A 15,418-nucleotide genomic window follows, 5' to 3' on the forward strand; every position below is an offset into this window, starting at 1 on the left:
CGGCGCGCTGGGTCATCACCAGGAATGGCTACATCACGCTGGCCTCGGAAATCGGTGTCTGGGATTACAAGCCGGAAGACGTCGTGTCCAAGGGCCGTGTCGGCCCGGGCAAGATCATCGCCATCGATACGCAAAAAGGCGAGTTGCTCGACAACAACGCCGTCGATGCCCTGCTCAAGAATGCCCAGCCCTACAAGCAGTGGCTGCGTCAGGAAGCGCGTCGTGTCGAGACCGACAGCGAGCTGGAAAAGTCCCTGCTCGGCAATATCGACCGCAACAGCCTGAACACCTACCAGAAGATGTTCCTGGTCACTTTCGAGGAGCGCGACCAGATTATCCGTCCGCTCGCCGAGTCCGGTCAGGAAGCCGTGGGTTCGATGGGCGACGACACGCCGATGGCGGTGCTGTCGCGTCGCGTCCGTCATCAGGCCGACTATTTCCGTCAGCAGTTCGCGCAGGTGACTAACCCGCCGATCGATCCGCTGCGTGAAGCCATCGTGATGTCGCTGGAAACCGCGTTCGGCCCGGAGATGAACATCTTCGAAGAGACGCCGGAGCATGCCCGTCGCGTCATCGTGTCGAGCCCGGTGCTGTCGCACTCGAAGTTCGCCCAGCTCAAGCAGATTGATCTGCCGGGCTATGGCTTTGAAGTGATTGATCTGAACTATCCAGAAAGCGAAGGCCTGCAGCCGGCCCTCCAGCGTATCTGTGCGCAGGCCGAAGCCGCTGTGCGTGCTGGCCGCTCGCAGCTGGTGTTGTCTGACCGTGCCATCCGTGCCGGCTTCCTGCCGATCAGCGCGCTGATGGCGACGGGTGCCGTGCATCATCATCTGATGAATGCCGGCTGGCGCTGCGATGCCAACCTGATCGTGGAAACCGGTTTCGCCCGCGACCCGCATCACTTTGCCGTGCTCATCGGCTTTGGCGCCAGCGCCGTGTATCCCTACCTGGCCTACGACATCATTGCCGACATGGCGCGCAACGGCGAGATCCTCGGTGACCCGCTGGAAGCGCAGGGCTACTTCCGCAAGGGCATCGACAAGGGTCTTCTCAAGATCATGTCGAAGATGGGTATCTCCACGATTGCGTCCTATCGTGGCGCGCAGCTGTTCGAAGCCGTTGGCCTCGACAGCAACGTGGTCGAGACCTGCTTCAAGGGTGTGCCGAGCCGTATTCAGGGCGCCAACTTTGCCGATATCGAAGGCGATCAGCGCCTGCTCGCCGAGGATGCCTGGAAGGCCCGCAAGTCGCTGGATCAGGGTGGCCTGCTCAAGTTTGTTTACGGCAAGGAATACCACGCCTTCAACCCGGACGTGATCAATACGCTGCACACCGCCGTGCGCTCGGGCAATTACACCGACTATCTGGCCTATGCCGATCTGGTCAACCAGCGCCCGGTTGCGACTATTCGCGACCTGCTGAAGCTGAAGAAAGCCGCGCAAGCGCTGCCGATCAATGACGTTGAACCGCTGGAAGCCATCCTCATGCGCTTCGACTCCGCCGGTATGTCGCTGGGCGCGCTTTCGCCAGAGGCTCACGAGTCCATCGCCATCGCCATGAATACACTGGGCGGGCGCTCGAACTCGGGTGAGGGTGGTGAGGATCCTGCGCGTTACGGCACGCTGAAGAATTCCAAGATCAAGCAGGTGGCTTCCGGTCGCTTTGGCGTCACGCCGGCCTATCTGGCCAGTGCTGAAGTGCTGCAGATTAAGGTGGCCCAGGGTGCCAAGCCGGGCGAAGGCGGTCAGTTGCCGGGCGGTAAGGTCAACGCACTGATCGCGCGTCTGCGTCACTCGGTGCCGGGCGTGACGCTGATCTCGCCGCCGCCGCATCACGACATCTACTCGATCGAGGATCTGTCGCAGCTGATTTTCGACCTCAAGCAGGTCAATCCGCGCGCGCTGGTGTCGGTCAAACTGGTGTCGGAGCCGGGTGTCGGTACGATTGCTGCCGGTGTAGCCAAGGCCTATGCCGACCTCATCACCATCTCTGGCTACGATGGCGGCACCGCCGCCTCGCCGCTGAGCTCGATCCACTACGCCGGCTCGCCGTGGGAACTCGGCTTGTCCGAAGCCCAGCAGGCGCTGCGTGCCAATGATCTGCGCGGCAAGGTCCGTGTGCAGACCGACGGCGGCCTGAAGACCGGTCTCGATGTCGTCAAGGCGGCCATCCTCGGTGCCGAGAGCTTCGGCTTCGGCTCCACGCCGATGATCGCGTTGGGCTGCAAGTACCTGCGCATCTGTCATCTCAACAACTGCGCCACCGGTGTCGCCACGCAGCAGGACAAGCTGCGTCAGGACCACTACATCGGCGAGCCGGAAATGCTGATGAACTTCTTCAAGTTCGTCGCTGCCGAAACCCGCGAGTGGCTGTCGGTGCTGGGCGTGGCCTCGCTGGCCGAGCTCATTGGCCGTACCGATCTTCTGGAGATGCTGCCGGGTGAAACCGGCAAGCAGTCGCGCCTCGACCTGATGCCGCTGCTGAAGAACGATCACATCTCGGCCGACAAGCCGCAGTTCTGCACGCAGTCGAAGAACGAGCCCTTCGATCAGGGCGTGCTCGCCGAACAGATCGTCATCGAGGTGTTGTCGGCCATCGAAGGCAAGACCGGCGGCAGCTTCGACTTCCGCATCGGCAACTGTGATCGCTCCATCGGTGCGCGTGTCTCCGGCGAAATTGCTCAGCGCCACGGCGATCAGGGTATGGCTGATGCGCCGATCACGCTGAACTTCACCGGCACCGCCGGCCAGAGCTTCGGCGTGTGGAATGCCGGCGGTCTCAACCTGCGCCTGGAAGGCGATGCCAACGACTACGTCGGCAAGGGCATGGCCGGCGGCAAGGTCGTGATTCGTCCACCGCAGGGTGCTGTGTTCAAGTCCCAGGATACCGCTATTATCGGCAACACCTGTCTCTACGGTGCTACCGGCGGCAAGCTGCTGGCAGCGGGTACGGCGGGCGAGCGTTTTGCCGTGCGCAACTCCGGCTGCGAAGCGGTCATTGAAGGCGCGGGCGATCACTGCTGCGAATACATGACCGGTGGTCTGGTTACCGTGCTCGGCCGTACTGGCCTGAATTTCGGTGCCGGCATGACCGGCGGTTTCGCCTACGTGCTCGACCTCGACAACAATTTCTTCGATCACTGCAACCATGAGCTGATTGAGCTGCACCGCATCAGCACGGAGCCCATGGGCCCGCATCGCCAGCATCTCAAGGCTGTGCTCAAAGAGTATGTGGCCGAGACGGAAAGTGTCTGGGGTCGTGAGATTCTTGAACAGTTCGACGAGTATCAGCGTAAGTTCTGGCTAGTGAAGCCGAAGGCGGCGCACTTGAAAGAGCTGCTCAAGAACACGGTATCGAACCCGCAGTAAGCAGTAATGTGTACGCGTCGAGGTTCGTCTCGGCGCGTGCTGAACGCCCGAACAGGTATTGAGGCAAGATCATGGCAGAACGCCTGAACAACGATTTCCAGTTCCTCGATGTGGCCCGACAGGACCCCACGAAGAAGCCGATTGATGTCCGCAAGGCGGAGTTCGTCGAGATTTACCAGCCCTTCGCCAAGCCCGAAGTGGAAGGTCAGTCGCACCGTTGCCTAGATTGTGGCAACCCATACTGTGAGTGGAAGTGCCCGGTACACAACTACATTCCGAACTGGCTCAAGCTGATCTCGGAAGGCCGTATTTTCGAGGCCGCCGAACTCTGCCACCAGACCAACACGCTGCCGGAAGTCTGTGGCCGTGTCTGTCCGCAGGATAGGCTCTGCGAAGGTGCTTGCACCCTGAACGACGGTTTTGGCGCGGTAACCATCGGCAACACGGAAAAGTATATTGTCGACACGGCGTTCGCCATGGGCTGGCGTCCTGACCTGTCGCATGTAGTACCGACCGGCAAGAAAGTCGCCATCATCGGTGCCGGCCCGGCGGGTCTGGGTTGCGCCGACGTGCTGACGCGCAGCGGCGTGAAGGCGGTGGTGTTCGACAAGAATCCGGAAATCGGTGGCCTGCTGACCTTCGGTATCCCCGAATTCAAAATGGAAAAAGCGGTGATGTCGCGTCGTCGTGAAATTTTCACGGACATGGGCATCGAGTTCCGTCTCAATACCGATGTGGGCGTGGATGTAAAAATTGAAGACCTGCTCGCCGAATACGATGCCGTGTTCATGGGCATGGGCACCTACACCTACATGAAGGGCGGCTTCCCCGGCGAAGATCTGCCCGGCGTGTATGACGCGCTCGACTTCCTCATTGCCAACGTCAATCGCAACCTCGGCTTCGAGAAGAATCCGGCGGATTACATCGACATGGCCGGCAAGAAAGTGGTCGTGCTCGGCGGTGGCGATACCGCCATGGACTGCAACCGCACCTCCATCCGTCAGGGTGCCGAGAGCGTGAGCTGTGCCTATCGCCGCGATGAAGCCAACATGCCCGGCTCCGTGCGCGAAGTGAAGAATGCCCGCGAAGAGGGTGTCGAATTCCTCTTCAACCGTCAGCCCATCGAGATTGTGGGTGACGGTCACAAGGTCACCGGCGTCAAAGTGGTTGAAACCCAGCTCGGTGCTGCCGATGCCCGTGGTCGTCGCAGCCCCGAGCCCATCCCCGGCTCCGAGCAGATTCTTCCGGCTGATGCCGTTGTTTTGGCTTTCGGCTTCCGCCCGAGCCCAGCCCCGTGGTTCGCGGATCTCGGCATCGGCATGGACGCCTCCGGTCGCGTGCAGGCGCCGGGTGAAGCGAAGTTCAAGTTCCAGACTACAAACCCGAAAGTGTTCGCCGGTGGCGACATGGTGCGTGGGTCAGACTTGGTAGTGACAGCCATCTGGGAAGGTCGTCAGGCTGCCGAGGGCATCCTCGACTATCTCGACGTCTGAGCTGGTTATTGGTCTGAAAAAAGCCGGGCCTGCAGAAATGCAGTGCCCGGTTTTTTTATGCTATACGACACAGCAGTCGAGCTGAGAATGAACTATGCGTGTGAGCGGTACTGCCAAATTTCTGAATGCCTGTGCGTGGTGTTCGTTGCTGTTGCCGCTTTCCAGCGCACAAGCCAACACAGCATTCACGGCGTCAGAAGAGCCCCTGAATACCATCATCATCACGGCGCGTCGGCTGGAGGAATCCGCACAGGATGTGCCCATCTCAGTGACCAGCATCAGTGGCGAAAAACTGAGTCAGGCCGGTATCACCACCGCACAAGAACTGCAGCAAGTGGTTGCGGGCTTACAAGTTGCAGTACCTAACCCGCGTTTGGCGCAGTTCACCTTGCGTGGCCTGGGCTCTAGCTCGTTCAACGAAGGCTTGGAAAGCAGTGTGGGACTCTTTGTGGATGGCGTTTACTTGGGTCGCCAGAGCATGAGCATCACTGACCTTATTGATATTGAGCGCATTGAAGTGGCGCGCGGCCCGCAAGGCACGCTATTCGGCAAAAATGCCACCGCCGGCACGATTCATGTCATCACGCAAAAGCCTCAATTCACCCCAGAGGCACGGATGGAGGCCAGTTGGGGCAGCGAAGGCATGGCACAACTTCGTGGTACCGTCACCGGCCCTGTTAGCAGCACAGCGGCCTTGCGACTCACGGCATGGCATAACGAGCGGGATGGTCTCGTCGAAAATCAATTCAATGGCGAGCGCTATAACGACCGACATCGTGAGGGCGTGCGCGGCCAACTGCTGTGGGCGCCCACGGCGAAGTTGTCATCGCGGGTGATAGCCGAATACAGCCGCGTGGATGAGCGTTGCTGCGCCTTCCCGTTATTCGGCGAGCCCAGCAAAACGGTCAAAGCCCGAGATGAATATGTTAAGTACCAGCGCGTGTCGGGAGATCCGTTTGATCGGATCGCCGACCTGAATGTGCGCCCCAGTTCGCAAGCGGAGCAATATGCCCTATCGAATGAAACGCAGTGGGACTTTGATCTGCGTCATCGCTTGGTCAGCATCAGTGCGTTTCGTGACTTTCAGTTTCAGCCGATTACGGAAGACAACACCTCGCTAGATTTAGTGCAGGGTGGAACCCGTAGCGCGCAAACACAACTCAGCCAGGAGTTTCGTATTGATTCGCGCTGGCGTCATGCCGAGACTGTGCTGGGGCTTTATGTGTTGAACCAAAGCACGCGAGGCGCGGAATATGGGCGATTGGGGAAAGACCTCAGCCAATGGGTTTTTGGCGGGCTGATTCGGGAAAGAATTCCGTTTGCCGATAAAAACAATACCGGTCTTTTACTCAATACCTTGATCCCGCCGGAAACCTTGGCCGGCATGGAAGTGCGCACGCCTTTCCAGCAGAAGGCTACCAGTGTTGCCACATTTGGTTCGCTGAATTGGCATGCAACCGAGCAGCTCGATCTGAGCGCTGGCTTGCGCTACACCTATGAGTGGAAGGACACGGAGGTTCGTCGTCGGCGCTCGGGCGGCAACCCCAATGCCAGTCCCTTGGCGCTGACCAATAATTTGGCTCTGCTCGAGCCGTTGCTAGGGAGTAGCGTTAGCGGCGTGACGTTTAATCAGCTTTTAGATGACACCGTGGGTGGTGAATTTGAGCGCAAGCTGTCATTAGAAGAAGGCGCAGTATCAGGCAATGTCGGCTTTGCATGGCGATGGTCGCCTTCGGTGATGACCTACCTCACGTTGAGTCGCGGTGTGAAAAGTGGCGGCGTTAATTTAGGGGTCACAGGTGAGCGCGTGAAGCCCACGTTTAGGCCGGAAGTGGCGGATGCCATTGAGCTGGGGTTGAAGTCTCAGCTCTGGTCTGATCGCCTGCTGTTCAACGTGGCGATTTACGATACCTACGTGACCGATTACCAAGCGCTGACCTTCGATGAAAGTCCGACCTTTATTCCGAATCCGCGATTAAATAACTTATTGAATGTGGGGCGCGTGCGCCTTAGTGGCGTGGACTTGGATATGCAGTTGGCGCTGCCTCATGCGTTTGATGTTCGTGCGGGTATCGCCTACAACCGCGCCATTACCGAAGATTTTAAAAACGCTCCTGACGAAGACACACAAAAGAATACGCGAGACTTGAGCGGAGAGCCCCTGGCCAATGCACCGCGTTGGAGCGGCAATGTCAGCGTGCAAAAGCGTTGGGCATTGGAGGGTGGCTATAGCGCCTACTCGGTATTCGATTACCACTATCGATCCACGTTTAATGCCACGCTCGAGCGCAGCCGCAACAGTGTTGTCGAGGGCTATGGGGTGGCTGGTGCACGCCTCGGTTTGGCGTCCCAAAGCGGTTGGGATGTTTCGCTCTTTGTGCGCAATCTGTTTGATCAAGATTTTGTGGCCGCTGTTCAAAACTTATATGGCGTGGGCTCCTATGGTGCTTATGCCGGCGAGCCGCGTTTAATTGGCGGCACGCTGAGGTTGAATTGGTAGGCGGGGATGCCTCTGTAATGTTTTGTAATTTTTGCTGAGTTGGCCTTGGTAACATAGCGCTTCTTTTTGTTGAGGTGTGACGCAGATGTTGGCTTGGCGAACTTCACGCGGTTCTTTGCTGGTGGCCATCTTGTTGGTGTTATCACTCACATGGCTATTTAGTTTGCCCATGAAAACACGCTATACCGACTTGATTGCTGAGCGCGCGTATTACCAAGATGTTTATTCAGAGCAGACAATCCAGTCCATACAGCAGCAAACGTTCACCGCCTATGAAGGCCCTTTGTTTGCGGGTAATAAGAGTCGGCCGCTGTGGTTAAAGCTGACTCTGGCACCGGCACCCTCTGATATCGGCTGGGTATTAATGCTTCAGCCTAACTTTTTGCACTATGCGGAAGTTTGGTGGCAAGACGACCAGCAGCAATGGCGGCGAGGTGAGATGGGCAGTCGTTTAGCCTACAACGAGCGTGAAGTTAAAGCCCTAGCACCGATCGCTTACCTTCAGCCGAATAGTCATACCCGCAGCACCGTTTATGTTCGTGTTCAATCGCCTACCACACCCGTTCATGCACAGGTCATCAGCCATCAAAACAGTATGGAGTTCGATGCCTTATTGAGTATGGTGAGTGGAGGCTTTATTGGTATTGGCCTCGTGCTGTCATTTTTTTCGGCCTTACTTTACGTCAACACGCGCGATGGATTATGGGGCTTTGATGCGCTGTGTAATGTCGCGGGTGTTCTGGTGCTGAGCTTGCAAATGGGCTTGGCATCACGCTTGCTGTTTCCAAACAGCGAGAATCTGGTCAATGAAATCATGCTGTATGCCAATGTCGGCTATTTATTTTTGGTCACGATACTGCATCGCTTAGTCTTTGGGTTGTTTGCCATCCCTCGCTGGGCCTATTGGCCGAATACCCTGATTTTGCTGTCATTTCCCGTGCTCTGTGCCCTAATTTTTATCGGTATGGGTGACAAGGCGATGGCGTTGAATAATGCACTCATCATGGCGTCGTCGTTTTGGGGAGTCTTGGTCGCGGTGAAGGCAAGGCATCCGGATCAATTTGCACTGTGGGTGTTTCGTACGTCTTACCTCGGTCTCGTGGCGTATTTTGTCTGGTGGAGCATCCCCATGGTGTTCCAGCAGCAAACCGGTAACTTAATGACCTTGTATCCCAGCCTGCCCGCCAGCTTATTTTCCATGTTCCTGTTGATGCTGATTTTGTTGCGTAATACGCAAATGAAAGCGCAGGAAACGCAGCGCCTGGCCCTGCAAAAGCGTGATGCCGAGCGCGATTTGCAAGAATCACAACGCCGTCACGAAGAAACCCAAGGCTTCTTAGGCATGGTCTTGCATGAAGTGAAAAATCCGCTTAGCAGCATACGCATGCTTGTGGCGAACTTAGAAAATACGCTGCCGAATGCCGATGCCCAAGTCAGCCAACGCCTGCAGCGTGTGCATGGCCTGGTAGATGACATTGATGATGTGCTGGAACGCGGCGTGGAGATTGATAGCCTGGAGCAGGGTGCCTTAGTGGCTGAAAAGGCCTTGGTGAATGTGGCGGCTTGGGTGCAGGAGTTTGCTGCGGCTCATGCTGCCGTGGCACGCCTACACATCACCGCACCCGAGGCGCTGTTGGCACAGGTTGATACGCATTTGCTCAGCATGTTGCTACGCAACCTCGTGGATAACGCGGTGAAATATGCCCCAGAAGATTCACCGATTCACGTGCAGTTGAGCGCCAACGCCCAAGGATGGCAGCTCTCGGTGCGCAGTAGGGTCGGTGCCGTGGGCTTCCCCGACGCAGACCAAGTCTTTAACAAATACTATCGCTCGCCGTTGGCGATGCGCCGCAGTGGCCTTGGCTTAGGCCTGTATTGGGTGCGCGGTGCAGCACGGCAACTCGGCGGCGATGCAACGTATACACGCGACCAAGAATGGGTGGTGTTTACCTTATGGCTACCGGATTGAGCTTGATTGTGGTGGAAGACAACGAGCTGCTGCGCGAAGAGATGGTCAGTTTTCTCACGCGGCCGGGCTGGCAGGCGCATGGCGTGGATTGTGGTGAAGAGCTGAGCAGATGGTTACAGCAGCACACTCCCAACATCGCCGTGCTGGACGTGAACCTGCCCTATGAAGATGGTTACAGCATTGCCAACCGGCTGCGCAGCAGCTACCCCGCCATGGGCATCATCATGCTCACGGCGCGCGTACTGCGAGGCGAGCGCGCGGCTGGCTATCAAAACGGCGCCGATGTGTACCTGACCAAACCCACCAGTACCACTGAGCTGATTAGCGTGATTGAGAACTTAGCGCGGCGCTTACCGGTGGCGGCGCCTGCGCGGGAGCTAGCGCTCACGTTGTGCCGTGCTACTGGCGTGTTGCAAACCCAGCAGGGAATGAGCTGTCAGCTAACAGCCACGGAAACACGGCTCATTGAGTTGCTCGCGCTTGCGCCACAACAGCTCGCGGACACGGCCTATGTGCTTGCCCAGCTGAGCGTAGGAAAAAGCGACCCGGTCAGCAAAGACGCGTTTGCCGTTGCCCTCACGCGCTTGCGGCAAAAGTGTAAGCAAGCGCTGGCGGTGGACAATATCGTGGTGGCACACCGAGGCATAGGTTATCGATTAAGCCTTTCCGTGGTGCTGAGCTAACGCCAACAGAGAGTGAATGAGCAGTAGCGTTCTTCCTGTCTGATCACCCATACATGTTTTGTGATGTTTAAATCGGACTGGCGTGGAGCTTCAGACCCAGTGCCTGAGTCACCTTGAGGATGGTGTCGAACGCCGGAGCACGGTCGCCAGACAAGGCTTTGTAGAGGCTTTCACGAGATAGTCCGGCATCACGGGCAACCTGTGCCATGCCACGAGCGCGCGCAATATCACCGAGTGCGCGAGCGATGAAGGCGGCGTCTCCATTGGCTTCCTCGATGCAGGCGTCAAGGTAGAGCGCCATTTCCTCTGATGTACGGAGGTGTTCCGCTACATCATAGCGAGTGGTTTCAGTGGTCATTATGTCCCCCTTGTTCCTGCGCTAGTTTCTGCGCGGCCTTGATGTCGCTGGATTGCGTGGACTTGTCGCCACCCGCCAGCAAAATGACTAGCTCGCGGCCACGAGCGTGGATGTCTCGCAAACCATCCAACCAGTCGGCAAAGCGCTTTGTCTTGCGAAGTTCGATCATGGGAATGAGTGTAGCCTCGTGGCTACATGCTGGCAATGCCTGCCTGGCTAAGCTCCGTCGCCAGCCACTTCAAGGCAAGCATCAAAGTACAATGCGATATCGTCCTCGGCACGATCGAGGTGCGGCTGTAATCCATGGGCTATTAACTAGCCAACACTAATTTGGCCTTGAAGAAAAGTTTCGCATCTTTGTTCACCAGTCACGGGCCAGTTCCTTGCGGCGAGCTACTCCTGAATTGATCGCTGCCGACAAGCGGCGCATATCGCCCGACCAGCGGTCTTTGAGCTCGCCCAAAATGTAATCTTCTGTAATCTTCGCGAAAACCCCCTTGCTAAGCTCCGCCCCAAATCTTGCATAAGGCTCGGAGCTTTGCCATGAACTCATCACTCAATCACGTCTATCGAATCATCTGGAACGCCGCGCTCGGTCTCTGGCAGGTGGCCTCTGAGGCGACGCGAGGTCGTGGCAAAACCGGCAGCTCCCAGCAGGCGCGTAAGGCGCGCAGAGCCTTGGCGGCCGCTACGGCGATGACGCTGGCGTCTCCGGCGGCCTGGGCGGTCTTGCCCACCGGCGGCAATGTCGTCGCCGGTTCGGCCAGCATCTCGCAGGCTGGCAGTGCGCTGAACATCAACCAAGCCTCCGATAAAGCCGCCATCTACTGGCAGAGCTTCAGCATCGGCCAGGGCAACAGCGTCAACTTTGTGCAGCCATCCGCTACCTCGGTCGCGCTGAACCGCGTGCTCGGCAACGATGTGTCGGTGATTCAGGGCGCGATCAACGCCAATGGCCAAGTCTTCCTCGTGAACCAGAACGGCGTGCTGTTCACGCCCACGGCGCAGGTCAATGTCGGCGGCATCGTGGCGTCTACGCAGAGCATCAGTACCACAGATTTCATGGCGGGCAAGTACGAGTTCAGCGGTAACAGCACGGCAACCGTGGAAAACCAAGGCAGCATCACGACGGCTAACGGCGGTGTGGTGGCCTTGGTGGCCGCGAAAGTCATCAACAGCGGCACGATCACTGCGCCGCAAGGCACGGTGGGTTTGGCGGCGGGTAACACCGTGCTGCTCGACCTCGGTGGCCCGGTGAAGATTCAAGTCACCGAAGGCGCTCTGAACGCGGCCATTGAGCAGAGCGGCGGCATTCGTGCCGATGGCGGCACGATCTACCTCACCGCCAAGGCGGCGGGTAACTTGGCGGCGAGTGTCATCAACCACAGCGGCGTGGCCCGCGCGCTGACCATGGCCTCGCTCACCGGCGAGCCGCAGGGTCAGACCGGCGGCATCGCGCTCAGTGCCGACCAGATTAACCACACCGGCACCTTGGATGTGTCCGGCATGCTGGCCGGTCAGCACGGCGGTGACATTCTCGCCCAAGGCAAGCACTACACCGACAGCGGCACCACCTTAGCCGATGGCGCAGCCCAAGGCGGCAACATTGATGTGCGCGCCACGAACATCACGCAAACCCAAGGGGCCAAGGTCTCGGCCAGTTCCAGCGACGGCCAGGGTGGTCGTATTGAAATGATCGGTGACCTTGGCAACGGCCGTGCCGAGTTTGCCGGGCAGATTCTGGCCACCGGTCGCCGTCGCGGCGGTTTTATTGAAACATCGGGTGCCACTGTCAAGCTCAACGAAAATACGCTCCGCATTAATGCCGGCTCCAGCGAAGGCAAAGCAGGTATTTGGGTGATTGACCCGAAGGACTACACCATTGCCGCATCCGGAGGGGATGTAACCGGCGCCTTCCTGAGCCAGCAATTAAAAAATCAGTCTGTCCAAATTTATAGTACGCAGGGCGCGAGTGAGGGTAATGGTGATATCCATGTTAATGACACCATCACGGCGACCTCGGGCCAGTCTTTAGAGTTGTATGCCGAAAGAGATATCAATATCAATAAATCGATAAGCATCAATCTTTTACTGCTTGCCGCTAAAGGTAGCGTTAATGTGAACGATGTTGTCACCGTGAATGAGTATCTTGAATTAAATTACGGTGCTAACTCTAATTTCAGTGCTAACACGAGTGTCAGACCTAGTGATACTGCTGCGCTGAATATGAAAATGACCCGCGACGGTTTTGTCGGAAAAATCAATTTGGGTGTGAGTGCTAACGAGGTATCCATCAACGGCAATGCCCAGACGATATTGCGCAATGCCACCGATCTGGCGGGCGTCGCCAGCGGATTGAGCGGCCAGTATGTGCTGGCCAGCGATATCAGCCTGGCGGCGGTTGCCGATTGGACGTCAATCGGTGCAGGCTTGGGTTTCAAGGGGGCGCTGGAAGGCCTGGGACATCTGGCCTCTGGCCTGAGCATCACAAGCAATCGAACCCAAGCAGGGCTGCTTTCAAGTGTCGCAGGTGGAACGCTGACCAATCTGGGGGTGGGCGGTAGTATTGCGTTCGCCAACCAGAGCGTGGGGACGCGGACCGCTGGTGGCCTTGCAGGCAGCGTCAGCGGCGCCTCCACGCTGCGGAACCTCTATTCAACGGTCGCGGTGGATGTGAGCAGCAGCGCTAACGCTGTCCTGGGTGGTTTGTTGGGCTCTATTGCGGGTACATCAACGCTCACCAACGCCTATGCCACGGGCTCGGTCAAGGCGTCTGGAGTCTCGACTAGCCATAACGCGGGAGGATTGATCGGTCAAATTGCTAGCGGCACCTCCCAGGTGTCCAGGGTTTACGCCGCAGGGTCGGTGTCGGCTTCAGGGTCTGGTGTTGGCAATGCGGGTGGTTTGATTGGCATCGTCGGCAGCGGCTTTACGCTGTCACAGGCCTATGCGACCGGCTCTGTGCAGGCAAACGGCAGTACATCATCCAATGCCGGTGGATTGGTGAGCGTTCTGTCGTCGGGAACAATGGTCGTCTCGATTGATAACGTCTTTGCCACCGGTGCGGTTTCGGGCTCCGGAAGCTTTCAGCAATTCGGTGGCTTGCTGGGCAATTCCGGAACAGTTTCAGGCGCAGGCGCCAAAACCCTGAGCAATGCCTACTGGAATTCCGCGACCACCGGCCAGGCTTTGGCAGTCGCGAGCAACAGCGCGGCTCAGCCGACGCAGATCAATGTGGTGAATGCGGCCATTGGCACGGCCGGCACAGCCTTTCCAAACCTGGATCCAACGGTCTGGAATATCGTGAATGGCACTCCGGTGCTCAAGGTGTTCCAAACCATTGCAGCACCGGCCATCACCCCGGTCACTTACACCTTGCAAACGCTGACCGGCACCTACACCTATAAGGCTGAACAATACAACCTGGCTGATTTGTGGGCGACCAGCACCATTTTTACCGACTGCACGGTCTGCACCAGCTGGACGGCGGGCACCGACTACAACTTTACCTATAGCGGTAATGTCGTGACCGGCTTCACCAATGCGAACACCTACAGCGGCATTGGCATCAATGTGCTCAAGACCGGGTTTTCGCTAGCGACCACCGGCAATACCACCGGTAGCCTAACGATTGATCAAGCCAAGATCACGCGTGTTACGGGCATCACGGCCGAGAGCAAAACCTATGATGGCCTGCGTGCGGCCACCCTGAACACGAGTGCGGCTCAGCTCACAGGCTTGCTGGCCGCCGATGCCGGCAAAGTGACGGTGGCCAGTGCGATTGGCACATTCAACACCAAAGATGCCGGCCAGAATAAAACCGTGAGCATCAGCGACATCACTTTGGGCGGTGTTGGTGCCGGTAACTACCGACTGGATAACGCCAGTACCTCAAGTTTCACGTTCCCGTTCAGTTCAGAGCCTACGATCATTACGCTTCCGAACACCGCAAACACAGCGACCACGATGGCTACCATCACGCCAAAAGCGTTGAACATCACGGATGGCAGCGTTGTGACCCGTGACTACGACGGTAAGCGAACCGCGACAGTGAATGTGGGCGTGTTGAGTGGGCAGGTCGAGTTGGGTGGTCAGGCTGAAACACTCGGCATTACCACCGCCGCCGGGACCTTCGATGACGCTGACGCGGGAGCGCATAAGGATGTAGCGGTGAAGTACACGCTCACCAACGGCTCAGGCGCAACGGGTGGGCTGGCGAGCAATTACACGCTGGCGGACGGCTCACTCAAAGGCACCATCACCCCCAGAGCGCTGACCGTTGCGCTGCAAGGCACCACGGCCAACCCGCTGACCAAGGTCTACAACGGCAACGCCAACCTGGCGTTGAGTAGTGCTAATTTCCTGCTGAGCAATTTTGTGGGTGAGCAGGGTACGGGTGCTGCGTTAAACGGCATCACCAGCGGCATCTTTAACGATGCCAATGTGCTGCAGGCCAACACCGTGACGGCCAACCTGACCGGCAGCACATTAGCCTTGGCTCAGGGTGTTAAAGCTAGCAACTACAGCTTGTCGACCGAGCCGGTCGCGGCAGCAGGCACGATTACGGCCAAGGCCGTGCAAGTGACTGGCCTCATGGCGCAGAACAAGGAATACAACGGCCTTCTGAATGCAACGATCACCGGCACCGCCACCGTGGCGTCGGATGCGTTCATTCAAAACGATGATGTTAGCGTGTCGGGCAATGTGACCGGTGGCGTCTTCACCAGCAAGGATGCCGGCACGGACATTGCCGTCTCAGTCACCGGTTTGTCGCTCACGGGCAATAAAGCTAGCAACTACCAAGTTACTGCACCGGGCTTGAAAGCCAACATCACTCAAAAAGAAGTGACCGTGAACAGCTTTGCTGCCAAAGGCAAAACCTACACGGGTGATGCGGTGGCAGAGATCACCAACGCGGGTAGCTTGGTGGGTGTGATTGCGGCTGACCAGAGCAAGGTCACCTTGGGCAACACCGGTGCAACCTTTAGCGACAAGGACGCAGAAGCGAACAAGACGGTGACCCTGAACGGCACTTCGCTGAGCGGTG

9 protein-coding genes are annotated in these 15,418 nt (G+C 57.8%); 6 read left to right on the forward strand and 3 right to left on the reverse strand.

Annotation, left to right across the window (positions count from 1 at the left end; genetic code table 11):
• From gltB to AC14IB_RS04770, 5 genes are all read left to right on the forward strand, one after another.
• The coding region (gene gltB, locus AC14IB_RS04750) for a glutamate synthase large subunit (RefSeq protein ID WP_484230801.1) at nt 1-3,368 on the forward strand (3,368 nt) is incomplete at its 5' end.
• A gap of 71 nt (nt 3,369-3,439) precedes the next feature.
• Nucleotides 3,440-4,861, forward strand: coding sequence for an FAD-dependent oxidoreductase (locus AC14IB_RS04755; RefSeq protein WP_484230802.1), 1,422 nt, complete (start codon nt 3,440-3,442; stop codon nt 4,859-4,861).
• Nucleotides 4,862-4,955: 94 nt separating this feature from the next.
• Nucleotides 4,956-7,361, forward strand: coding sequence for a TonB-dependent receptor (locus AC14IB_RS04760; RefSeq protein WP_484230803.1), 2,406 nt, complete (start codon nt 4,956-4,958; stop codon nt 7,359-7,361).
• Between the two features lie 85 nt (nt 7,362-7,446).
• Nucleotides 7,447-9,330, forward strand: a complete 1,884-nt coding sequence (locus AC14IB_RS04765) for a sensor histidine kinase (RefSeq protein WP_484230804.1) — start codon at nt 7,447-7,449, stop codon at nt 9,328-9,330.
• A complete protein-coding gene (locus tag AC14IB_RS04770) occupies nt 9,315-10,013 on the forward strand; it encodes a response regulator transcription factor (protein ID WP_484230805.1) in 699 nt (232 codons plus the stop codon). The genes AC14IB_RS04765 and AC14IB_RS04770 overlap by 16 nt, the downstream gene beginning before the upstream one ends.
• A gap of 67 nt (nt 10,014-10,080) precedes the next feature.
• On the opposite strand, the gene AC14IB_RS04775 is transcribed toward AC14IB_RS04770, so the two are convergent.
• The 3 genes from AC14IB_RS04775 to AC14IB_RS04785 all read right to left on the reverse strand — a co-directional run bounded on the left by AC14IB_RS04775 (nt 10,081) and on the right by AC14IB_RS04785 (nt 10,924).
• On the reverse strand, nt 10,081-10,371 hold the full coding sequence (locus AC14IB_RS04775; protein WP_484230806.1) for an addiction module antidote protein: 291 nt from the start codon (nt 10,369-10,371) through the stop codon (nt 10,081-10,083).
• On the reverse strand, nt 10,361-10,540 hold the full coding sequence (locus tag AC14IB_RS04780) for a hypothetical protein (protein WP_484230807.1): 180 nt from the start codon (nt 10,538-10,540) through the stop codon (nt 10,361-10,363). The genes AC14IB_RS04775 and AC14IB_RS04780 overlap by 11 nt, the downstream gene beginning before the upstream one ends.
• Nucleotides 10,541-10,732: 192 nt before the next feature.
• Entirely contained in the window at nt 10,733-10,924 is a 192-nt protein-coding gene (locus AC14IB_RS04785; RefSeq protein ID WP_484230808.1) for a hypothetical protein, read from the reverse strand.
• Between AC14IB_RS04785 and AC14IB_RS04790 the strand changes: the two genes are divergently transcribed.
• Nucleotides 10,915-15,418 (forward strand): YDG domain-containing protein (locus AC14IB_RS04790; protein ID WP_484230809.1); only part of this gene is annotated, 4,504 nt, incomplete at its 3' end. The two genes, AC14IB_RS04785 and AC14IB_RS04790, sit on opposite strands and share 10 nt — an antisense overlap.

The organism is Perlucidibaca sp. (genome assembly GCF_057084925.1).